Below are 22,583 nucleotides of genomic sequence, written 5' to 3' on the forward strand. Positions count from 1 at the left end.
TTTAATTTAAAGGAGTCTTTTTTATGCTGATGCTTCGGCAGGTGCCCCCCTTTTTGTTTTTTACCGGTAAAGGCGGTGTGGGTAAAACATCGCTGGCCTGTGCTACCGCGATTCATCTGACCGCCTCTGGCAAACGTGTACTGTTGGTCAGCACCGATCCGGCTTCCAATGTGGCGCAGGTATTTGAACAGACTATCGGTCATCAGATAACCCCGATTGCAGCGGTCAACGGACTGGCTGCGCTGGAAGTCGATCCATCTGCTGCCGCAGCGGTATACCGTGAACGCATTGTTGGACCGGTGCGTGGAATTCTGCCGGACGATATCGTGGCGGGTATTGAGGAACAGCTCTCCGGTGCCTGTACCACCGAGATTGCCGCCTTTGACGAATTCACCGCGCTGCTGACTAATCAGCAACTGCGCAATGAGTACGATCATATTGTGTTCGACACCGCGCCAACCGGACATACGCTACGAATGCTGCAACTGCCCGGCGCATGGAGCGGTTATCTCGACAACAGCCAGCACGGTGCGTCCTGTCTCGGCCCGCTGGCCGGGCTGGAAAAACAGCGCAGCCAGTATCGCGCCGCCGTAGACGCACTGGCGAATGCGGAACTGACGCGGATGGTGCTGGTCGCCAGAGCACAAACCGCAACGCTGAAAGAAGTATCGCGTACCTATGACGAACTGGCCGCCATCGGTCTGACGCAGCAGTATCTGGTCATTAACGGCCTGTTGCCTGAGCAGGAAACCGCACGCGATAAGCTGGCGCAGGCATTGTATCAGCGTGAACAACAGGCGCTGCAACATTTACCTGATAACCTGCGCGCATTGCCCTGCGATCGCCTGCCGTTAAAACCGTTCAATATGGTGGGGCTGGCGGCATTACGGGGTCTGTTGGACGACAGTTCAACTGGCACCCCGGCGGAAGTCGGAGATATCTCCCCCGTAGATCTTCCTTCGTTGTCATCACTGATCGACGGATTCGCGTCGCAGGGACATGGCCTGATCATGCTGATGGGCAAAGGCGGCGTGGGGAAAACTACGCTGGCAGCGGCGATTGCCGTTGAACTGGCTCGTCGCGGCTATCCTGTTCACCTGTCCACATCCGATCCGGCGGCGCACCTGACTGACACGCTGGACGGCTCATTCGACGGTCTGAGCGTCAGCCGTATCGACCCGCAGGCTGAAACCGAGCGTTACCGGCAGCAGGTGATGGCTGAGCAGGGTAAAAACCTCGACGAACAGGGGCGTGCCGTTCTTGAAGAAGATCTGCGTTCTCCCTGTACGGAAGAAATTGCCGTGTTTCAGGCTTTTTCACGCATCATTCAGGAAGCGGGTAAGCAGTTTGTCGTTATGGATACAGCGCCAACCGGCCATACATTGCTACTGCTTGACGCCACCGGCGCTTACCACCGTGAGATTGCCCGACTGGCCGGTGAGCACGGTCAGCCCGTACTGACGCCCATGATGCGCCTGCAGGACAGCGAGCAGACGAAAGTTCTCATCGCCACGCTGGCGGAAACCACGCCGGTGCTGGAAGCCGCTCATTTGCAGGACGACCTGCGTCGCGCGGGGATTGAACCGTGGGGCTGGGTCATTAATAACAGCCTGATCAATACGCCGACTACATCGCCGCTGCTGCGCCAGCGTGCCGAACGCGAACGGTCGCAGATTGATGCCGTTTGTACCCACCATGCCCGACGCTGTGCGCTGGTGCCGCTACAGGCGGAAGAGCCTGTCGGCGTTGAGCGTTCACTACAACTGAGCACAACGGGAAAATAAACCCAAAGGAGTCTGCTATGTCCGCACAAACCCAGGCCGCTCCGGCCATGAACCTGTTTGAACGTTACCTGAGCGTCTGGGTTGCGCTCTGCATCGCCATCGGTATTCTGCTCGGGCAGGTAATGCCGGGCGTCTTTCGCGTTATCGGCGGTCTGGAGATTGCCCGCGTCAATTTGCCGGTCGGTTTACTTATCTGGGTAATGATTATTCCTATGCTGCTGCGCATTGATTTTGGGGCGCTGGGTCAGGTCAAAGCGCACTGGCGCGGGATCGGCGTAACGTTGTTTATCAACTGGCTGGTTAAACCATTCTCAATGGCGCTGCTCGGCTGGCTGTTTATCCGTTATTTATTTGCGCCGTGGCTGCCAGCCGATCAACTTGACAGCTACATTGCCGGGCTTATTCTGCTGGCCGCCGCGCCCTGTACGGCAATGGTGTTTGTCTGGAGCCGACTCACCAACGGCGACCCTTATTTCACGCTGTCGCAGGTGGCGCTGAACGATGCCATCATGATTTTCGCCTTTGCGCCGATTGTTGGGCTGCTGCTCGGCTTGTCCTCAATCATCGTGCCGTGGGCCACCCTGTTAACCTCCGTGGTACTGTACATCGTTGTGCCGGTTATTCTGGCCCAGCTCTGGCGTAAGGCCCTGCTACGCAAGGGACAAGCGGCATTCGATAATGCGCTGACGAAAATCGGCCCGTGGTCAATGGCGGCATTACTGGCAACGCTGGTGTTACTGTTTGCGTTTCAGGGCGAAGCCATTCTGCAACAGCCGCTGGTCATTGCCCTGCTGGCGGTGCCAATTCTGATTCAGGTGCTGTTTAACTCGGCACTGGCCTATGGGTTGAATCGACTGGTGGGCGAAAAGCACAATATTGCCTGTCCATCCAGCCTGATCGGCGCATCGAACTTCTTTGAACTGGCTGTCGCAGCGGCAATTAGCCTGTTTGGTTTTCATTCCGGTGCGGCGCTGGCGACCGTGGTTGGGGTGCTCATTGAGGTGCCGGTGATGCTGCTGGTTGTGCGGGTGGTGAATCGTTCGAAAGGGTGGTATGAGAGAGCTTAGCGGAGATATTATCCCTCTCTAATTATCCGTTCGCGGCAAACATTCAGGCAGTTTCTCAAGGGGCAGGGCCGGGTAATGCTGTGTTTCAGGCGGCGTGAACTCACCATCCAGATTTCGCGCAGGGTTCGACCTGATTAACTGTTTTTTCACCGCATAGGGGCCAAAAGCCAGCTTCTTCTCTTTCCCGCCAATGCGGTACTTCATGTACCAGAGTTTCGAGCCGTTAGGTTTGATCAGCAGGTAGAGTCCTGAACTGTCGGTAATCTTGAAGGATTTCTCGGTGGGTTTGATCTTGCGGATAGCGGTATCGGTTAATGCCATCGGAGGGGGCTTCATTTTCTCAACGAACCGTGAGGCCCCCGATTAAGTCCCCAAAAACTATGGGTGTCAAAAAACCCGGCAAACCTTATCAGGTCAACCGGGTAAAGATAACTTCTTGTTTTTTAAACGTCTCCGGACTCACCAGGATGTCCCGAAACTAAAATCTGGCTCCTCTGACTGGACTCGAACCAGTGACATACGGATTAACAGTCCGCCGTTCTACCGACTGAACTACAGAGGAATCGTGTGGGGTCGTATATTAGCGGCGGAAAAATTTTTGTCAAACCCCATTTAACCTCTTACAGATTCGATTGCGGGTTATCTCATCACTTTGTTGCATTTGCAGACATTTTTTCTGCAAAAAGCTTTGCAGCCTTACGATTTCTCGCTCATTATTGAAATGTGGTTTCAACTCTCTTCTTTAAGGTCCATTTTGAACGTCTCCACTGCCTTACGCCAGGCTGTCGTCCGTACGCCCTGGTATGCCAAACGCAAGAGCTACAAAGTGTTGTTCTGGCGTGAAATCACCCCACTTGCTATCCCCATTTTTCTGGAAAATACCTGTGTTTTGCTAATGGGCGTGCTCAGTACTTTTCTCGTCAGTTGGCTGGGCAAGGAAGCAATGGCGGGCGTGGGGCTTGCCGACAGTTTTAATATGGTAATTATGGCTTTTTTTGCGGCTATCGATCTTGGTACTACGGTGGTGGTTGCCTTTAGCCTGGGCAAGCGCGACAGGCGACGGGCAAGGGCGGCGGCGCGCCAGTCGCTGGTGATTATGACGCTATTTGCCGTTGTGCTGGTAGTGGTCATTCATTATTTCGGCAGTGAAATTATTAATATTGTCGCAGGCGAGGCGACGCCAGAAGTAAAGGGGCTGGCGTTAACGTACCTTGAACTGACGGTGCTGAGTTATCCGGCTGCGGCAATTGCGCTAATCGGTAGCGGCGCGCTGCGTGGGGCAGGGAATACGAAAATCCCGTTGATGATTAACGGCGGGATGAACATACTCAATATTATCATCAGCAGCATCCTGATTTACGGGGCTTTCTCCTGGCAAGGGCTGGGTTTTGCCGGCGCGGGGTTGGGATTAACCATTTCGCGCTACATCGGCGCGGTAGCGATTATTTGGGTGCTGATGATTGGTTTTAATCCGGCGCTGCGCATTCCGCTGAAAAGCTATCTGAAGCCGCTGAATTTCGGCATTATCTGGGAAGTGATGGGTATCGGTATTCCGGCGAGCATTGAATCAGTGCTGTTCAACGGTGGCAAACTACTGACGCAAATGTTTGTCGCCGGAATGGGCACTAACGTTATCGCGGGTAACTTTATTGCCTTTTCCGTGGCGGCGCTTATCAACCTGCCGGGTAACGCCCTTGGTTCGGCGTCGACTATTATCACCGGTAAGCGTCTTGGTACCGGGCAAATTGGTCAGGCAGAGCGTCAATTGCGCCATGTATTCTGGATGTCGACTATCGTACTTACGGCAATCGCCTGGGGGACGGCGCCGTTCGCGGGTCTGTTTGCCTCATTTTATACCCAGGAGCAGGACGTAAAAGAGGTAGTGAAAGTTCTGCTCTGGCTTAATGCTGCCTTTATGCCAATTTGGGCGGCCGCGTGGGTGCTGCCGTCGGGTTTTAAAGGCGCGCGCGATGTGCGATTTGCGATGTGGGTATCGATGCTGGGGATGTGGGGCTGTCGCGTTGTGGCAGGGTATACGCTTGGTATTGTGCTGGGTATGGGGGTTGTAGGGGTTTGGCTGGGGATGTTTCTTGACTGGGCCGTGCGCGGCGCACTGTTTTACTGGCGTCTGGTAAGCGGGCGCTGGCTGTGGAGATACCCGCGCGTAAAGAGGGAGTAAGCGCTTTTTGCTGTGAAAATCATCAGGAAACGGTGAATTTTAACCGAAGTGTGGAATAAAGCAGCAAACGAACTTTTTTTGTGAAAACAGGCTTTGACAAGCCAGGGGCACCTCGTTAATATTCGCCCCGTTCAAACGATTCCTCTGTAGTTCAGTCGGTAGAACGGCGGACTGTTAATCCGTATGTCACTGGTTCGAGTCCAGTCAGAGGAGCCAAATTTTAGTTTCGGGATATCCCAGCGAGTCCGGAGACGTTTAAAAAAAACAATAACTTATCTTTACCCGGTTGACCTGAGAAGGTTTACCGGGTTTTTTGACATCCATGGTTTTTGGGGGCTTAATCGGGGCCTCACGGTTCGTTGAGTAAATGGAGCCCCCTCCTATGGCATTAACCGATACCGCTATCCGCAAGATCAAACCCACCGAGAAATCCTTCAAAATTACCGACAGTTCAGGACTCTACCTGCTGATCAAACCCAACGGCTCAAAACTCTGGTACATGAAGTACCGCGTCGATGGCAAAGAGAAAAAGCTGGCTTTTGGCCCCTACCCGGATGTTTCCCTGTTCAAAGCGCGTCAGCTACGTGATGCCGCACGCGCCAGAGTGCGTGAAGGGGCCGATCCTGCCGCTGATAAGAAGATTGCTCAGCAGAAAAAGAAAAACGGACATACCTTCCGCCAGATCGCCATGAACTGGCACGCCGATCACCGACGCTGGTCTGAACATTATGCGATGACCATCCGGCGCAGGCTGGAAATGTATGTTTTCCCGGATATCGGGGACAAATTCATCGATCAGATCGTCACGGAAGATTTGCTGTTTACCTTGCGCAAGGTCGAGAGCAAAGGCTTTCTGGAGATCACCGCACGGCTGAAAAACTACGTCACGGAGATCATGCGCTATGCGGTGAAAAAGCAGCTAATCAAATCAAACCCGGCGCTGGATCTGGACGGTGAATTTACGCCGCCGGAAACGCAGCATTACCCGGCCCTGCCCCTTGAGAAGCTGCCTGAACTGTTATCCCGGACGGATAGCTACCCCGGCAGGCTGCTGACACGCTATGCCCTTAAATTATCGCTGCTGTTTTTCGTGCGCTCCAGCGAACTGCGCTTTGCCCGCTGGAGTGAAATCGACTGGCAGCAGAAGTTATGGGTAATCCCGGAAGAACGGGAGCAGATCGAGAACGTCAAATTTTCTCATCGCGGTACAAAAATGAAAACACAGCACATCGTTCCGCTGTCCGATCAGGCTATTGCTGTCTTAAAGCAAATTGAAGCGCTCTCTGGTCATCTGACGTTTATCTTCCCCGGCGAATACGATCAGGATAAATGCATGAGCGACAATACCATTAACAAAGCGTTACGCGTGATGGGCTACGACACCAAAAAAGACATCTGCGGTCACGGCTTCCGGGCAATGGCGTGTAGTGCGCTGAGTGAGTCAGGGCTGTGGAGTAAAGAAGCCATTGAAAAGCAGATGAGCCATCAGGAAAGAAACAGCGTGCGGGCTGCCTATATTCATAAGGCCGAGTATCTGGAAGAACGGATTGCGATGATGCAATGGTGGGCGGATTATCTGGACGCAAATACTAGCGGGTATATTTCACCGTATCAGTTTGCCAATAGGCTGAAAAAAGCATCGTAATAGAAATTTTTGTTAAAGGGGGAATGGGTGTTCCCCCTTAAGTGCGTTTCAATCCGTGAATTACTTCAGCAGATCAATCAGCCGCAGCAGAGCCAATAAAAGCTCCAGCACGGCGATGAGCACAATCAGCTTACGCATCAACATGTCCATCCGCTCTCCTTTTGAAAGGAGCGCAACGCCTGCATCTTACCCTTACACTGCCTGTCGGTGCAGGATTACATCTGCTAGGATTGTATTATCACGCTCCAGACCGGGGCACTGCCTGCGGCACCACCCGTCCGGCAGTCAGGGCTTGAAATCGGTCTGGCCTGAAGCGTGATAACCCCAGCGTCTGGCATTATAAAGACCGGGAGCGTTTGTTTGCAACGGGAAACAAAGCGGGTTAAACTTACTCCGCTAGGATTGTATTATCACGCAACGCCGCTCAGGCCGCCATCCGCAGCCTGAGAGCGAAAAAAAATAGAGAACCCTGCCTCACCAGCAGGGTTTTTTATTTTCTGCGATCGGCCTTCCAGAGTGTCTCTTGATGTTGGCAGCTAATCGCGGTATCTTTCACCCGTACCTGCAAAAGCGGGTGCCGGGTTTGACAGCCTGAACCACGAAGCGGACAGCCGCTCATTTTTTAATGCGGTTTTTTTGTGTCCGTAATGAACCGAGTTACGTCCATATTATGGTGGGGCGTAGCGGGGGAGCGTTCGCGCTCGCCGGTTTCTTTGTGGCCGGTCTGTCAACCCTGTTACGTCTCACCACCCCGTTTGACAGCGGTCTGGTGAGGTTTGCAAAACCACACAAAGAGGCTGCCATTATGGCTACGATCCCCACCGAAACACACCCGTTACTTGCAGTTCCCTTCAATGCCGCCACGGACTTCACCGTTCTTGCCGACCACTGCGAAAACTTCGCCGAAACCCTGATTGAAAGTAAAGATATAGCGTTAAAAATGGCGCTCTGCGGCAGACTCAACGCCGCTCTGACGCTGCTACAGCCCACGCTGTTAGAACCTGTCCCTCCCCATCTTGTTGAAAGCCTGACCGTTGATACTCTTCCGGCGAGTTCCCCCCGGTTTGGGCCTGAATGCACAGAGCTTTGTAACTACTGCCTTGCCCTGACCCAAACGCTGGCAGGACAGGGATTTTCCTCTGAAACGGAGAAATTCCTCAGTTGGTTGCTGTTTGATCTGTTCAGCTACTTCGCTGCGGAAATGAAAACCCCGCGCTGGTTGCGTACTGCCGACGGCGTGAAGTTTATCGACGAGGTGGCCGCATGATGTTACAAGACTGGCATCCCGCCGACATCATCGCGGCGCTGAAAAAGCGGGGAACGTCGCTTTCTGCACTTTCCCGTCAAGCGGGGCTGGCATCCTCCACGCTGGCGAATGCACTGATAAGGCACTGGCCCAAAGGTGAGAGACTGATAGCTGAAAAGTTAGGCGTTGCGCCCGAACAAATCTGGCCGTCACGTTACCGTAAGCCGGAATACCGTTGAAGCTAAACCGGCTCTCCCGATCTTCTGTCAGCTTTGCTGGCGGAAGATCGGGAGAAGACAAGCGAAGCGCGTCAGTTTTCATTTATAAAATAATGCAAAAATCAAGAGGAAACTCTTTTTTCAAAAAAAATGAGTTTCCTCTTTCTGCGCCATAAATAATGGCGTAATCTCCCTCCTGCACTAATGCCTTCGGGCGCCCTTGACGCTTCCGGCCTGAAAGAAGCGCCTGACATTGTCAGTATGGCTAAACCTCCCTTTACCGGTGCATACCTCTGAAAACACCGGGACGCAAAAGCATCTGCGCCAGAGGCCAGAAGTTCCTACACAAGACAGATCCACCGCCACCACCTTACGCCGTCGGCCCTTACTGGCTGATGCATTAACGTTGCCGAAACTATCCGGCTGACTCACTTCTGCTGACTACCAGCGCCTTTAACTTTTACGGGCTGCGGCCTGCATTTGCCGCAAGGCATTTGCTGCCGCGTGACCGTAAAACTGCACCAGAATCCGCGATCTTTCACGCACTGCACCCGACCAGTGCGTCACTTTCGTCGCGCAGAGCGACAAAGTGACGCACAACCACCACACCGCGCCATGCCCCTGTTTTTGGGGTTCCGGCGCTCATTTCCGAATCTGACACGCCTTTTTTGGGGCCGCTGTCAGCAAGAAAGAGGAGAAAAAGATCGATACCGAGGGGGGCTGACGCCCCGGAGAATCCACTGCTCACGCAGGCAGCCTGTACCGCGTACAGTCTGAAACTCCCTATACCTCAACAAACTGCCACTCCGGCGTGAAGGTATCGTTCTGGCGCAGTCAAAAAGGCACTGGATAATGCGTTGGCTATTGCTGAAAGCCGTAATAACCGGCTAATCGACAAGCCGGATCTGAAAAGCGCGATGGACTACTGGCACAACCAGGCGGCGCGTATGGGTCTGACTGGCGCATATTCCCCGCATTCGCTGCGTTATGCGTGGGCACAGGATGCCATTCATCACTATCTGGCGCAGGGGTTCAGCAGGAAAGAGGCACTGGCAATGGTGGCGATGGACTTGGGGCATGGCGACGGACGTGGGCGCTGGGTTAAACAGGTGTATGGGCGTGAGGAATAGCATTTTCATGAATGATACGAGATAAAATGTTACTTCGTGACAACATCCTTCACTGCTTCTCTTTGTGCCGAGCATGACGCACAAGGTAAAGGTACTTTTAAGGAAGGCATAGGTGTGTTTATCCCTCAGCGCCCCTCGATCCTCAATTACAGCTGTATCAGACGCGTCTCGGCTAATTATCCAGAATCAATGAAAATTTATACAGTATGCCCCTTGAAATAGAGTTAATCGTTCCCACTTAATGACCACAATGTGGCCGTGGACTAATTCGACCGCACTAAAGAGAATGGATCGTCTTACGCGTAGAAATGGCGCGTAGGCATACTGAATTCAAGTGAGACTACTAATGACAAATTCCCTGATGCTGGCGTCAAGCCACATCCTTCTCGCTGGTAGCATTTCAAATGCGACAGAAAATGCGCTTATCGACCGGGCGCACGAATTTGTCGATGCTTTCGTTGAAGAGGTACTTAAGGCTGGTGGTGGCTTTGTTATTTATGTGGCAGCAGAACCTGTTAACTCAGATAACAAACCTCTGTTGTTCGATTGGACCGTTGCCCGGGCCATTGACAAATTACTGCCAGATGACAGCCAACAGGTTCGCCTAAAGATTGTAGCCTCGCAGGAGCGTCTCCAATCCAAAGCCAACCCTGAGCAACGCAGGTTACTCTTAGGAATGATTGCTCGAGGTGTTGCCGAACTAGTTCCTCTCGAAGAGGAGGTGTTGACTGGTGGTAATGTCGGTGATGAACAGATTGAACATGCAACGGCAATGGTGGCACTTGGTGGCGGGAAAGGCGTTCTGGACCGTGCGCGTAAGATGTCCAAAAGGCAGTTACCTGTACTGCCACTCGATTTGCAACTGGGTGCAAATAGCGAAGACGGCAAAGGTGCAATTGGGATCTTAAAGAGTTTCCAAACCACTCCTCTAACATACATGCCTAATAGCGGTAATAAGGTTATCAAGACTCTGGCCGCGCTATCCCTTCAAGATCCCGTTATGAGCATATCCGATATAAGTAAGCGCATCGTCAAAATTTTCTACGAGGAAGAACTCGCTAGGGTCCAAGCTTTGCCCCCCGATGTTCTAGTACTGACAGCTTTGGATGTGGAGTTGGCTGCTGCCAAACAAGCATTCGGTATCGCAGAAGATGCTGAGCATACAACTACGGAGAACGGTCTCCATATATGGAAAACTCCTGTGTCAAAACGTAGTGGCAAGACGGCTAGCTGTGTGTTGGCCTGTTTTGCTGGTGCGGGTAACGTAGATGCTGCTTCGGTGACTTCTATGCTCTTAGGGGAACTTAGACCAGCGAACGTAATGATGTTGGGAATCGCTGCGGGTCTACGGGATAAGTGCGCTCTGGGTGAAGTCGTCATCGCTGAGCGAGTTGTCGCTTATGAAGGTGCGGCTTTTCTTGAAGAGGGCAGAGTCGAAAATCGTCCGGAAATTAGCAGATTAAGTATGCGAGTTCGCCAAGATGTTAGTTCATACCTTTCCAACAGGGCGACACTCGAATTTCGCCTTACAGAAAGTTATAGAACACTGGGTATTGAATTCCCCGACCAAGTGGAGGCGGGTCCCGTCATTCAAGGAGTCATGCCGAAGACAGCCACTGTTGCTAGTGGTGAAAAGCTTCTTCGAGATCCCGATAAATTCTTGGGCATGCGTGAGCTTCACGGTAAGACTGAAGTTGCAGAAATGGAAGGCGCAGGACTTTTCGCTGCATGCGCCAACTTTGGCAAACCAGTGCTGATGATTCGGGGTATTAGCGATTTTGGTGATTCGAAAAAGGACAACCGATTTCATCTCTTGGCAGCGAAAGCTGCTGCGGCAGTTACTGTCGACTATATAGCACACGGCATGACGTTACAGGATTAAAAGTCAAGCCATTCCTCTAGTTGATGTATGCCTGTATCAGGCATGGAGAAATAATGTCTCTATCAAATACGGCTCTTGAATATTTTGACCATAACGTGCTGCGCCTCCCTGGAGAGAAACGCAAGGAATATCACGCACAGGTCGACAACCTCGTAAGCGAGCTAAAAAAACGCATTACCGATAAGTCAAAACTCAAAGTCAAGAAGGTAGTGAAAGCGGGTTCATTCGCTAAATACACTATTCTGCGCAAAATTGACGACTATCCAACGGATGTTGATGTTGTTTTTTACATCACCGGTGTTGAAGAAAACAGCAAGTCCTACGAAGTTCTGTGCAACAGGATCTACGATTTGTTGATAGAGATCTACCCAACCAAAAAAGTTGAGGACTTCGAAATCCAGCGTCGTGCAGCAAAGGTAACATTCGTCAAGAGTGGTCTTGAAGTAGATGTTGTCCCTGTTCTGCAACACAGCACTCTGGCAGACCACGGTTGGCAATACGATATCCAAAGCGGAGCCAGGAACCTTACCTGCGCACCGTGCCACATCCAATTTATCCGTACAAGAAAGGATAAGGATAAGCACTTTCGCACGTTAGTGCGTTTGGCAAAACGCTGGAAGCATTTCCACGATATCCCGGGTCTGAAGTCCTTCCACATCGAACTGATTCTGGCCCATTTAGTTGATACGGATGGCGCAGCAGAAAATATCGAGAAACGTTTCCGGGAATTCTTAGTTTATATTGCCCGTACCAAACTGGGCGAACGTATCGACTTCCCAGAAAACGAAGGCAAGACATCTGTTAGCTTCAGTGACCCTGTTGTGATCATTGACCCGGCTAGTCCAGAAAACAATGTGGCATCTCGTATAACGAAAGACGAACAAGAACAAATAGCTAAAGCTGCTGAAGCTGCCTGGGAAGCAGCAACATATGCATCTACTAAAAACGATGATGATCTCTGGAAAGAAATTTTCGGTGGCCGTTTCAAGACCAAGGATTAAAAATAATGAGCACTTATTCAAGCACTAGCACCTACACGGTTGCCGATGTTGAAGAGGTCATGTGCAGTGTCAAGGCTGATTTGATTATGATTGCTGGCTCGACCAAGGCGATGACTGAGTCCGATGCAGCAAACTATGCCCACGATATCGAAGTCTTGGCCAAGAAAAACTATCTTAAATTCGCTGATGTGACGCTTATGAACGGTTCCACTGAAGTCCGCGCAGTCAAATATGAGTTTCAGACTGAAGGTGCAACGGGAACAGGAAGGCCCGGCGGTGTATTGTGGCCGCTGACACCAAAAGATAAAGGCGGGTGGGTTCGTATCCATTTGCGCTATACCGATTCTTCATCGGCGGAAGAACGCGCGAAGCTTCCTCTGAAGATATCTTGGGTGCCAGCCTCAACCGATGTCGGTCACAAAGGACTAGCCTCTTCTGCTGGTCGTAACTATAGCAGTAATGGTTTTGGCACAAACAGAGAGGATTTTTCGTGAGTAACTCATCAGTATTCGAAGTAAAAACTAACCTTCCAACAGCCCAACTTGATGTTCAAGCACAGAAATTATTGGGTTTTGAGGGGCGCTATACGCGAGTTAAAAAACGCCTTCAGCTCATTTTACAGGCTAATGAACTGGACCGATGGAGCCAGACATATCACAAAAGAAAACTGGCAGTAATTGGACTGCTGGATGACCAGTACCCTTTGGCTATTTTCCATGGGGATGTAGGCACAGGCAAAACAGCTAACGCCGAAGCAATAGCTAACCGTTTAGCCCGTGATGCAAAACTCGAAGATGCCATTCTTTTTAAGCTGAGTAACAAAGTGCGCGGAACAGGCAAAGTAGGCGAAATGGGAACTTTGATTACTCAAGCTTTCGAAGAAATTACCAGATCTATCGGGCCGGGCAAGGGGCGCGCTTTTCTAATCATTGATGAAGGTGATTCTTTGGGAGCATCCCGTAGCCAGGATCATAGCCATCACGAAGATAAAGTAGGTGTCAACACTCTTATTCAATCTATTGATGGTATGCGTAAACATAGTGGACGTATTTTTGTCATACTTTGTACAAATCGGCTGAGAGCCCTTGACGCTGCAGTTATTCGCCGCGCTTCAATTGTGGAAGAGTTCACTCGACCTTCCGATACAGAACGCCATGAATTGTTCACAAAAGATCTAGGTGATATGGGATTTTCCCCAGTCGATGTACTAAAACTGGTTAAAGCGACTGCAGCGACAGATACTAAACCAGCTTGGACGTACTCTGATATCAGAACGCGTCTTTATCCAGCTGCTGTATCTTTAGCATTTCCTAATTCGCCACTAACAATTGAACATTTTTACCAAGCGGTTGCGGAGTTAGGCCCATCGCCGGTAATGGCGGGATAAATTAATAATGATTGCCGGAGGTCTAATGAGCAAAAAAAATGAAGTTTTTATCTCGGTCGACATCGAAACTTCAGGTCCTATTGTCGGTGAACACAGCATGTTGACGTTAGGGGCGTGCTTGGCATATCAGCCCGAAGTATCCTTTTCGGTAATGTTGAAACCGATTAGCAACGAATCGGTTGCTGATGCCTTAGAAGTCACAGGGTTGACAATGGCAGAAGCAGAAAAAAAAGGGTTGCCGCCAGTTGAGGCCATGTCACAGTTTGCTGCATGGATCTCCAATAACTTACCTAAAGATAGCACAGCAGTGTTTGTAGGATTAAATGCGCCGTTCGACTGGGGGTTTGTGAACTACTATTTTCTGAAATATCTAGAAAATAACCCATTTGGTTTCACTGCGTTGGATATCAAGGCCCTTTTCATGGGAGTCATGGGATGTTCATGGTATGAAACCAGATCCAGTGCGATTGATAAAATTGTGAGTCCAAGCCAAAAGGGAGATCACGATGCTCTTCACGACGCAAAATATCAAGCTGAACTATTCAGGTTAGTTTACGAATTAAGCAAAAAAAATAGTTAATATTAGTCAAATATCTGCGTAGGGTATGGTCGGTTATAGCCTGCGCAGATAACTGACTTGAATCAGCCCCAGAATAACTAAATTTTTTTGTGCTGGGTCAGGCGTTACAATAAACGTTACGTTAAATTTCTAATAATTTTTAAAAGGATGAAACTGTAAGAATAATGAATGATAAATTCTCAATTTCTTTCGAGCATGCCTGGAAATACTTTGAAATCCATACTCAACAGAGAATGACTGTGTTTAATTTTTATATTGCCATCATAGGGTTACTTGCTGCAGGTAGTGGTGTTTGTTTGCAGCAAGGCGGTAAATACAGTTATCTGGCATCGGCACTGGGATTATTTATAGTTTTTATTTCATTTATTTTTTATAAATTAGATGAGCGAGTTTCTTTGCTGATAAAAAAATCTGAAGTAGCTCTAAAAATATTAGAGGAAGAATTTAATGAACCAACAGCAATGATCTTTAAAAATGAAAGCATCGATAATTCTCTGAATAAATCTATACTTTCGACATGGACTTATGGAAGGTGCTTCCGAGTGTCATTTGGTGTAGTCGCAGGTACCGGGTTTATTCTTTTAATAGCCCCCATTGTTCCATTACTCCTCAAGTAATACTCATCAAACAAGAACGTGAGAGGCTCTCTCCTCAATCTAATTATATATTTGATGTAAGTTACAGGAAAATGCGTAAAGATGGATAATTGCACTTGACCTGACAGCACTGTAAAAAAGGACTAAAACTGTCAAAGCTCAAGACTATCCGGCCCTGCTCTACATTTTTATAGTGGTGAATCTTGAGCTAATTAACCAGCCTGCTAAAGGCTAATGTAGGTTTTTGTCCTTTAATTGCTGAAAAACGTGATTTACATCGCGATTTAAGCCAATCATATCATTAGGGGGCCTTTTCAAGGGCCCTATTTTTAATCCTCTGATAAAAATCATTTTATTTCAATGGAATACTAAAAGAATCGCATCCAGTCAGAGGAGCCAGATTTTAGTTTCGGGGCATCTTGGTGAGTCCGGAGACGTTTAGAAAACAAGACATTATCTTGACCCGGTTGACCTGAGAAGGTTTACCGGGTTTTTTGATATCCATAGTTTTTGGGGCTTAATCGGAGGCTTCACGGTTCGTTGGAAAAATGGAGCCCCCACGTATGGCATTAACCGATACAGCTATCCGCAAGATCAAACCCGTATCAGTATGCTGACATATAGATGTGTTCGGTTCAAACGGAGCGATCACACAAGCTTGCGAGGTGATGCCCCTGGTGGGAATCGCGACCGTCTCTTTCATCTGATTTCAGATATTTCCCGTGATCTTGATCCGTTCTTTCCCAAAAGATTGATTTCTTTCATTCGAAACAAGGCTGTACAATAAGTAAACCAAAATAGCAACTATAGAGTTTCTAATGGATACAGTAGAAGAACTAAATGGAACATACTTCTATGCAGGAAAATCCAATCTGACTGCTGCCGAACTTCTGTTTATGATTTTTTGTGAGAATACCGCAAGCCAGTTTGGGATTGGTGTTGCAGATTTCGGGGCCGTTGTTGCTCTGCTATCAGGTCGTAATAATCTCTGGACAAGGGCGAAACCCGCTGGAGCGACTAAAGGCACATCATACGCGTCCAGGACTGCACGTGCAGTGTTTAAAAAGTCAAAATTTCCCTTTGGAATATCCCTTCCGACATGGTTAGGCGGTTACACCCCATGGACAGCCAGACGTGTTATGGTTCGTAACATTGCGCCGTTTGTTGGACGTTCCATTCCTTTGATCGGGGAAATTATCCTTGCCGCAGATGTGTCACAAATAACATATCGCACTATACGCGACTACAATACCATTGCTCGGGGCAATGATAAGTTATGGTAGACAATATTGAACAGCAAGTTTACGAGCTTGTACGGCCTTATGCTGGCACATATCTTTTCAACATTAAGCAAGTGGAATTAACACCAGAGATTGACCTTGATACTGATCTGAGCATTGATGAACTTGAAGCCGAAGATCTCATGAATAAATTCTTCGAGAAACTCAATGTCGAGCGAGGTAACTTCAGAATAGAAACCTATTTTCCTAATCACCCTTTTTCATGGCATCCGTTCAAGAAAACGGAGCCTGTACCCGTCCCAGATTTCACTATCAGCATGCTGATCGAGTCAGCAAAAGCCGGGAAATGGTTATATGACTAATTGTAATGAACTTAACAAATGGCTGTACCAGTACCCTTCTTTTTGAGCGATGATGGTGGCGCTAAGATAGTTCTCTTTTCTTTTTAAAGGGTTCATGTTTACTGCTGCCACCCTTACGCTAACCCCTTTAGTTTCCTCCTTTGCTGTCATACTATCGAATGACGTGCCTCACCTGTGAACGCTAAGGAGAATAATATGGAAAATAAAGGCACAAACCTGACGCCCGAGCAGGCGCTGGATCGCCTGGAGGAGCTGTACGAGCAGTCGGTTAACGCGCTCCGTGAAGCCATCGCTGACTATGTTGATAACGGTACGCTGCCCGATCCCCACGCCAGGCTTAACGGACTGTTTGTTTATCCTTCGCTGTCTGTAAGCTGGGATGGCGCGACACCGAACCCGCCTAAAACACGCGCTTTTGGACGCTTTACTCATCCTGGCTGTTATACCACTACCGTTACGCGGCCTGCGCTATTTCGCGCTTATCTTCTGGAACAGCTTAACCTCGTTTACCATGATTATGGCGCGCATATTGCGGTGGAGGCCTCGCACCATGAGATCCCGTATCCTTACGTGATCGATGGCTCGGCTCTGACGCTGGATCGTTCTATGAGCGCTGGGCTAACGCGCCATTTTCCTACCACAGAACTGGCGCAGATTGGCGATGAGACAGCAGACGGTCTGTTCCACCCCGGCGAATTCTATCCGTTATCGCACTTCGACGCGCGTCGTGTTGACTTCTCGTTGGCCCGGTTACGGCACTATACCGGTACGCCGGTTGAACATTTTCAGCCCTTCGTTTTGTTTACCAACTACACCCGCTATGTCGATGAGTTTGTGCGCTGGGGATGCAGCCAAATTCTTGATCCTGACAGTCCCTATGTCGCGCTTTCCTGTGCTGGCGGAATTTGGATCACGGCAGAAACGGAAGCGCCGGAAGAGGCTATTTCCGATCTGGCCTGGAAGAAGCATCAGATGCCCGCCTGGCACCTGGTAACGGCAGATGGGCAGGGGATTACGCTGGTAAATATCGGTGTCGGCCCTTCAAATGCTAAAACGATCTGCGACCATTTGGCCGTGTTGCGGCCTGACGTCTGGCTTATGATTGGGCACTGTGGAGGGTTACGAGAAAGTCAGGCGATTGGCGATTATGTGCTGGCCCATGCCTACTTACGTGATGATCATGTGCTGGATGCCGTTCTGCCGCCTGATATTCCTATTCCAAGCATTGCGGAAGTACAGCGTGCGCTGTACGACGCTACCAAAGCGGTTAGCGGAATGCCCGGCGAAGAGGTGAAACAGCGACTGCGCACGGGAACGGTCGTCACCACGGATGATCGTAACTGGGAGCTTCGTTATTCCGCATCGGCGCTGCGATTCAACCTTAGCCGCGCGGTCGCGATTGATATGGAGAGCGCGACGATTGCAGCCCAGGGCTATCGCTTCCGCGTGCCTTACGGCACGCTGCTTTGTGTTTCTGACAAACCTTTACACGGTGAAATTAAACTGCCCGGGCAGGCAAACCGGTTTTATGAGGGGGCTATTTCAGAACATTTGCAAATTGGTATTCGTGCTATTGATTTACTACGCGCAGAAGGTGATCGTTTGCACTCACGTAAATTACGCACGTTTAATGAGCCACCGTTTCGCTAACGAAATGAGCTGTCGCCTGCTGTTGGACAGGAGTGGAAGAGGCGTATTTATGTGATATGAAAAGCGGCTGAATGAAGCCTTAGCGGGAGGCGATTTTGCATCCCGCCAAGGCCTTATTGTGCCGCGAGCTTCATCACCATCGCCGGATACCTGCCGCCGATAATCGCGTCTACGCCAGGAAACGCGCCGGAAGGCGAAAACATTGCGTCGTACTTCACGCTCCTTGAGCGCCTGACCCACAAGCCCGGATTAACAAGCAGATACCGACCGTGAGAAGCGGTCAGCTTAAAGGGGTGTCAGAAGGCTTGATACTGAGGATTTTCGCGTTGGGCAGGGATATAGGGTGGTCACGTCATTATCGAACTCATAGCGCCACGAGTGGCGCGCAAAGCTGGCGCACGTCGGTAAAGCGCACCAGCCGGTGCTCGCCGTTCCATTCAAATCGGTGCTCCCGGCACTGCGCCTTGCCCCAGCGGTCAGCGATGGGATTGCCGAACTCGCCGTACTCATAGTGGTGGTCTGCCCTGTAGCAGCAGGCGGTCGCCTTTGACTTTCGCCTGATGCTCGCCACCTTCGGGCGGCATGTTCATGCCCAGCAGGTTGTCGTCGTCGTCAAAGCTGAACTCCTCGTGCAGGGCGTTCCAGCGCGGGTCTTCCGGCAGGCGGTGTTGGGTCAACATTAATATCTTGCGGTAATCTCTGTGGGTTTGGATTCGAATTTACGTTAGTGCGTGTGACCGGTAAATCCCGCGACGATCTGCAGGCAGCGATGGCGCTGGTGCGCGGCGGCAATCTGGGCCAGCCGTTCCAGTTCAAAAACTTCCGCGATTGATTTTTCCCGCCCGCCGCCTTCCCGCATGTGAGAAAGGTGGCCGGGCGGGTAAATCGATTAAGGCGTGGCTTTTTTAGTCTCTGCGGCCTTGTTATACAACGCCTGAATCAGCGCCTGCTGTTCCGCTCCCGGTATGATACCCAATCTGTGAAAAATATTCCCAATCTGATAAAGCTGCTGATTACCGGTGTCGTCCTGGCGGGTAATCGACGCCTGCGTGGTTAATTTTTTCAGCGTAAAGGTAATATGTTCCTGACACTCGGGCGTGTTTTCAGCACAAATCTGGCGTAACAGCATCAGGTTTTTATTATCGACCCTATCTGCGTTAATCATCAATTCCCTTGCCTGACTCCACTGTTTTGCATTCATGTAGTGGTCGATCATCGCCTCCTCTTCGAGAGAGGGAACGTGCTGGTGTAACACCCGTTTGGCATTCACCGTGTCGTTGCCATAGCCGTAAAGCTCTGCAAGTCTTTGAAAGGAAAGCGACATATCTTCATCAGGCCAGGCTTTTGCCTGGCTGAGGTAAATCGCCTCGGCGCTGACGGCTAATTTTTGCGCTGCCTCAGGATGACCAATTTCTTTGAGTACTTCACCCATTTCATTTGTTGCATCTTCCCATTCGGCGAACGTCAGGGTTTGCGCCTCGGCGGAGAGGGTTGCGATATGCTTTTCCGCCACAGCATTCTGCTTATGCTGAAAGAGATTCTTCAGCGCTTTGATTTTGTACTCGTAGCAATACCTGTCGTCGTAGCAGGTATATTCCGGCGCGCTCATCAGCAAATCGATACGCTTATTCATCAGCGCAACATCATCAAGCTTGCTTAATAAATCAATCAGCTCCATTTCAATGCGCGGCGAAGGGGCAAAATTGAATATTTTATCGACCCGCGTCACATAGGTTGAAAGCGTCTCCTGATAATTCTGTGTCAGCTCGTTTTTCTTATAAAAAGAGAGCAATCCCGGTAATGAATACTGGAAATAGCTTCCTTTATTGCCGGTTGCTTTGCGCAATCTCGCAGACAACGCCATCGCCTTCTCTTTATTACCCGTGGCGTAATAGATCTCCATCAGGTCGAGATACTCCTGATAACGGTAGGCTTCAGCACTCGGTTGTTGAGCAATAGCCGTATCAAACATTTTCAGCGCGCTATCTGCGTAAACCAACGCCTTTGCGGTGTCGCCCTTGGCATGGTACTGCTTCGCAATAATAAGCAGCATTTTTAGCTGAGTATAAGGAACAACAATTTTATCAGCGTAATTTTCATTATAAATAGCGGCGGTTTTATCAGGCTCTGAGTGCCAGAATTCTAAAACCGTGGCTAAATAAAAATTCCTCGCGTCGGCATTTTTGCTAAGAAGGGCTAAGGCTTTTTCAGGCTGTTTGCGATTAACCCAGCCATCAACGTAGCTCTCGTAGGCGGTAATGCTCGACGGTTTATCGAGACCAATTTTGGACAGGAAAACCATCGCGGCATCCGGGCTATTATTTTCAGCGATCCACGAGGCCTCATGGTTTAGCGAAAACTTCGCATAATTCGATTGTGTGTCCAGCTTTTTCAGTAATGCATCCGCACGGCTCATCGGGCCGTACATAAACAGTTCCCTGTGTAATTCAAACCAGGCTGCCTGCGATTTAAAAGTGGTGTTTTCATTTAAAGGGACGGCATTTTGCAGTTTCTGTTCGACAACTGACCAGACATCAGGCGATTGCTGACTTTGTGCAACGCTCTGATAAGAGTAAAAAACCGTGGCGGCTGTGAGTAATGTGGCGAATTTAAATTTCATAGCAACGTGTATCCTTTCAGTTCCGTTTGAATAGCCTCTTTACAGCAAATTCATATTTACTTAGTTTGAGGCGTTAATTCCTTTAAGGCTGCCAGTGCAGGTTTGACGCCGCCTTTTACCGCCGCTGTAAGATGAAGTTTGGCTTTGTTGAGGTCTTTCTCAACGCCATCACCATTCCTGTACATGAGTCCAAGGTTATAGTGCGCCTGAGCATTTCCCTGGTCAGCGGATTTTTTAATCCACTTATAGGCTTCCGGCAGGTTTTTCGGCATTCCTTCGCCGATAAGATTTAAATATCCCACTTCTAACTGCGCATCACTTTCGCCAAGCTCTGCCGCTTTGAATAAATAGGAGAGATATTTTTTGCTGTCTTGCGCTACGCCATCACCGTAGTTGTACGCATAGGCCAAAAAGAGAAGCGCGCCGGGATGATTTTGCTCTGCGGACTGAGTTAACCATTTCATCGCCGCATCGTAGTTTGTGCATTCAAACTCATACTTACCTAAATGATATTGCGCAGTGCTGTCACCCTGCTTTGCCTTATTGGTGACGTCAGTCGGCGCATATAGCTCTGAAAGCTCTTTATCGTTGTGGTAACAACGGATGTATTTTATGCCGTCTTCATCATAGGCTTCTTCTGTACCTTCCTTGTCGCCATCGACATAGGGCAGCGCACTTAAGACCTTACCCGTACGATCGTTAAACTCTCTTTTCAGGCCGTTTCTTTCATCATTAGCAAACATAACCTCTTCAACAAGTTTACCGGTACGTTCGCTCCAGCGGCGATCGGCTCCCTGCTTTTTATCGTCTTTATATTCGGTGGTATAGGTGAGTTTGCCCTGTTCATTCCAGTGCTTAGCGTCCCCATTTAGCATACCGTTTTTATAGGGATAGACTGATTCGCGGTGACCATTTTCGTACCACTTTTCGGAATCCCCGTCTAACACATCATGTTTATACATTTTGGATGAGGCAGGCTTTCCGTTGCTGAACCATTCTTTGACCGCACCATGTTTACGGCCTTCACTATCAAAAGAGGATTCTTCTTTGGGATGCCCATTTCCATACCAGCTCTGAGCAGAAAGCTGTTTGCCATTTTTATAGGTCGCTTTAGAAAGGAGTTTGCCCTCTTCACTGTATTGTTCGAACGTTCCGTCGTTTTCACCTTGGTTATTTCTGTGGTAAACACCACGAATTTTACCGGTAGAATAATATTCCGTACTAGTGCCGACAATGGTGCCTTTACTGTATGAATATTTCCCCTTTATTTTCCCATCAGGGAAATATTCAAATGCCGGGCCTTCCAGTTTCTGATTTAAATAGCTGTGTTTTTGTTTTAAAACGCCGTTATCATAAAAATGTGGGCATTCGCCATCTTTAATTTTACCTTGGGCAAAGTAACGTTTACTTTCAACGGCTCCGTTTTCATGGTATACGATGTATTCCCCTTCGGGTTGACCATCTTTAAACGTCAGCGTTTCCGCTATTTTGTCTTTTTCATCAAAGTAAGTTTCAGCTTTTCCGTCACGCTTATTTTGTGCATTATAATGATAAATACTTTTGAGATTGCCGCTTTCATAGAAAGATTTAAATACAGAAACACGTTGTCGGTTAGCGAAGTTTTCTTCGTTGGTATAGCCTTCAAAGGCTATCTGTTTACTCTGCATCACCTCCCCTGTTTCTTCTGAGGATTCCAGATACCAGCCGGTGACTTTCCATAATTTTTTCTCTTTATCATAGGGGAGGGGCATATGGACTACTGTTGTTGCCTGACGTTTAACCGTCGGTTGCAGTTCATCATCCAGCCACAAGTCAGACGATCTTTTCATGTATTCGGCACCGCACAGCGCTTCGGTACATAGCTCGATTCCAGTCAGCATGGGCGTGCCGCCAGCATCGCACTGATCGACCGTCAGGTAAAAATAACGGTCATCGAGAATAGCCGGTCTTAAACTGCGTATTTTATTAATATATTCTTCTGTCGTCAGTCCCATT

At 49.4% G+C, this 22,583-nt stretch carries 21 protein-coding genes, 2 tRNA genes and 2 pseudogenes; 18 read left to right on the top strand and 7 right to left on the bottom strand.

Features of this window, described 5'->3' with window-relative positions; genetic code table 11:
- The first annotated feature begins 23 nt into the window (after positions 1–23).
- Both arsA and arsB read left to right on the top strand, forming a co-directional pair.
- On the top strand, positions 24–1,784 hold the full coding sequence (arsA, locus tag K8W53_RS09120; RefSeq protein WP_058654903.1) for an arsenical pump-driving ATPase: 1,761 nt from the start codon (positions 24–26) through the stop codon (positions 1,782–1,784).
- 17 nt (positions 1,785–1,801) lie between these two features.
- Complete coding sequence (arsB, locus tag K8W53_RS09125) at positions 1,802–2,851, top strand: ACR3 family arsenite efflux transporter (RefSeq protein WP_001276038.1); 1,050 nt, start codon at positions 1,802–1,804, stop codon at positions 2,849–2,851.
- Positions 2,852–2,869: 18 nt separating this feature from the next.
- On the opposite strand, the gene K8W53_RS09130 is transcribed toward arsB, so the two are convergent.
- Together K8W53_RS09130 and K8W53_RS09135 are read right to left on the bottom strand one after the other, a co-directional pair.
- Positions 2,870–3,172, bottom strand: coding sequence for an Arm DNA-binding domain-containing protein (locus K8W53_RS09130; RefSeq protein WP_023223822.1), 303 nt, complete (start codon positions 3,170–3,172; stop codon positions 2,870–2,872).
- Between the two features lie 165 nt (positions 3,173–3,337).
- Positions 3,338–3,413, bottom strand: a tRNA-Asn gene (locus K8W53_RS09135).
- A gap of 159 nt (positions 3,414–3,572) precedes the next feature.
- On the opposite strand from K8W53_RS09135, the gene K8W53_RS09140 reads away from it, so the two are divergent.
- The 5 genes from K8W53_RS09140 (at position 3,573) to K8W53_RS09160 (ending at position 8,160) form a co-directional block, all read left to right on the top strand.
- A complete protein-coding gene (locus K8W53_RS09140) occupies positions 3,573–5,030 on the top strand; it encodes an EmmdR/YeeO family multidrug/toxin efflux MATE transporter (protein WP_023223821.1) in 1,458 nt (485 codons plus the stop codon).
- A gap of 140 nt (positions 5,031–5,170) precedes the next feature.
- Positions 5,171–5,246, top strand: a tRNA-Asn gene (locus K8W53_RS09145).
- 166 nt (positions 5,247–5,412) lie between these two features.
- Complete coding sequence (locus tag K8W53_RS09150; protein ID WP_052939413.1) at positions 5,413–6,675, top strand: tyrosine-type recombinase/integrase; 1,263 nt, start codon at positions 5,413–5,415, stop codon at positions 6,673–6,675.
- An 805-nt stretch (positions 6,676–7,480) separates the two neighbouring features.
- Complete coding sequence (locus K8W53_RS09155; RefSeq protein ID WP_052939446.1) at positions 7,481–7,942, top strand: hypothetical protein; 462 nt, start codon at positions 7,481–7,483, stop codon at positions 7,940–7,942.
- Complete coding sequence (locus tag K8W53_RS09160) at positions 7,939–8,160, top strand: helix-turn-helix domain-containing protein (RefSeq protein WP_023226663.1); 222 nt, start codon at positions 7,939–7,941, stop codon at positions 8,158–8,160. Before K8W53_RS09155 ends, K8W53_RS09160 begins: the two co-directional genes overlap by 4 nt.
- Before the next feature lie 517 nt (positions 8,161–8,677).
- Here the strand turns inward: K8W53_RS09160 and K8W53_RS09165 are convergent.
- Positions 8,678–8,887, bottom strand: coding sequence for a hypothetical protein (locus K8W53_RS09165; protein ID WP_058700200.1), 210 nt, complete (start codon positions 8,885–8,887; stop codon positions 8,678–8,680).
- A gap of 76 nt (positions 8,888–8,963) precedes the next feature.
- Between K8W53_RS09165 and K8W53_RS09170 the strand changes: the two are divergent.
- The 9 genes and pseudogenes from K8W53_RS09170 to K8W53_RS09210 form a co-directional block, all read left to right on the top strand.
- A pseudogene (locus tag K8W53_RS09170) lies at positions 8,964–9,269 on the top strand (integrase domain-containing protein); the annotation flags it as partial.
- A gap of 346 nt (positions 9,270–9,615) precedes the next feature.
- Positions 9,616–11,151, top strand: a complete 1,536-nt coding sequence (locus K8W53_RS09175; RefSeq protein WP_023223658.1) for a hypothetical protein — start codon at positions 9,616–9,618, stop codon at positions 11,149–11,151.
- 53 nt (positions 11,152–11,204) lie between these two features.
- A complete protein-coding gene (locus tag K8W53_RS09180) occupies positions 11,205–12,152 on the top strand; it encodes a CBASS oligonucleotide cyclase (RefSeq protein ID WP_023223657.1) in 948 nt (315 codons plus the stop codon).
- Positions 12,153–12,157: 5 nt separating this feature from the next.
- A complete protein-coding gene (locus K8W53_RS09185; RefSeq protein WP_023223656.1) occupies positions 12,158–12,646 on the top strand; it encodes a hypothetical protein in 489 nt (162 codons plus the stop codon).
- Positions 12,643–13,539 (top strand): AAA family ATPase, encoded by an 897-nt coding sequence (locus K8W53_RS09190; protein WP_023223655.1) that lies wholly within the window; start codon positions 12,643–12,645, stop codon positions 13,537–13,539. Before K8W53_RS09185 ends, K8W53_RS09190 begins: the two co-directional genes overlap by 4 nt.
- Before the next feature lie 25 nt (positions 13,540–13,564).
- The gene (locus K8W53_RS09195; RefSeq protein ID WP_052939412.1) at positions 13,565–14,119 is read left to right on the top strand and encodes a 3'-5' exonuclease; all 555 of its coding nucleotides are present in this window, start codon (positions 13,565–13,567) and stop codon (positions 14,117–14,119) included.
- 164 nt (positions 14,120–14,283) lie between these two features.
- Positions 14,284–14,736, top strand: a complete 453-nt coding sequence (locus tag K8W53_RS09200) for a hypothetical protein (RefSeq protein ID WP_023223653.1) — start codon at positions 14,284–14,286, stop codon at positions 14,734–14,736.
- A gap of 797 nt (positions 14,737–15,533) precedes the next feature.
- Positions 15,534–15,998, top strand: a complete 465-nt coding sequence (locus tag K8W53_RS09205; RefSeq protein WP_000381834.1) for an STM2901 family protein — start codon at positions 15,534–15,536, stop codon at positions 15,996–15,998.
- Positions 15,992–16,318 (top strand): DUF1493 family protein, encoded by a 327-nt coding sequence (locus K8W53_RS09210; RefSeq protein ID WP_000228159.1) that lies wholly within the window; start codon positions 15,992–15,994, stop codon positions 16,316–16,318. Before K8W53_RS09205 ends, K8W53_RS09210 begins: the two co-directional genes overlap by 7 nt.
- Here the strand turns inward: K8W53_RS09210 and K8W53_RS09215 are convergent.
- Positions 16,307–16,468 carry a hypothetical protein gene (locus tag K8W53_RS09215; RefSeq protein WP_023888257.1) on the bottom strand — a complete coding sequence of 54 codons (162 nt, stop codon included), beginning with the start codon at positions 16,466–16,468 and terminating at the stop codon, positions 16,307–16,309. The genes K8W53_RS09210 and K8W53_RS09215 overlap by 12 nt on opposite strands.
- A 45-nt stretch (positions 16,469–16,513) precedes the next feature.
- On the opposite strand from K8W53_RS09215, the gene K8W53_RS09220 reads away from it, so the two are divergent.
- Positions 16,514–17,968, top strand: coding sequence for an AMP nucleosidase (locus K8W53_RS09220; RefSeq protein ID WP_017441829.1), 1,455 nt, complete (start codon positions 16,514–16,516; stop codon positions 17,966–17,968).
- Between the two features lie 506 nt (positions 17,969–18,474).
- On the opposite strand, the gene K8W53_RS09225 is transcribed toward K8W53_RS09220, so the two are convergent.
- On the bottom strand, positions 18,475–18,648 hold the full coding sequence (locus K8W53_RS09225; protein ID WP_000957535.1) for a hypothetical protein: 174 nt from the start codon (positions 18,646–18,648) through the stop codon (positions 18,475–18,477).
- Positions 18,649–18,695: 47 nt separating this feature from the next.
- On the opposite strand from K8W53_RS09225, the pseudogene K8W53_RS09230 reads away from it, so the two are divergent.
- Positions 18,696–18,800 (top strand): annotated as a pseudogene (locus K8W53_RS09230) (DUF520 family protein); the annotation flags it as partial.
- A 57-nt stretch (positions 18,801–18,857) separates the two neighbouring features.
- Here K8W53_RS09230 and K8W53_RS09235 read toward each other — a convergent pair.
- Together K8W53_RS09235 and K8W53_RS09240 are read right to left on the bottom strand one after the other, a co-directional pair.
- Positions 18,858–20,588, bottom strand: a complete 1,731-nt coding sequence (locus K8W53_RS09235; RefSeq protein ID WP_023223652.1) for a hypothetical protein — start codon at positions 20,586–20,588, stop codon at positions 18,858–18,860.
- A gap of 56 nt (positions 20,589–20,644) precedes the next feature.
- Positions 20,645–22,339 carry an SEL1-like repeat protein gene (locus K8W53_RS09240; protein WP_077944492.1) on the bottom strand — a complete coding sequence of 565 codons (1,695 nt, stop codon included), beginning with the start codon at positions 22,337–22,339 and terminating at the stop codon, positions 20,645–20,647.
- Positions 22,340–22,583: the final 244 nt, after the last annotated feature.

It is taken from the genome of Salmonella sp. A29-2 (assembly GCF_020150755.1).
Taxonomy (GTDB): Bacteria; Pseudomonadota; Gammaproteobacteria; order Enterobacterales; family Enterobacteriaceae; genus Salmonella; species Salmonella enterica.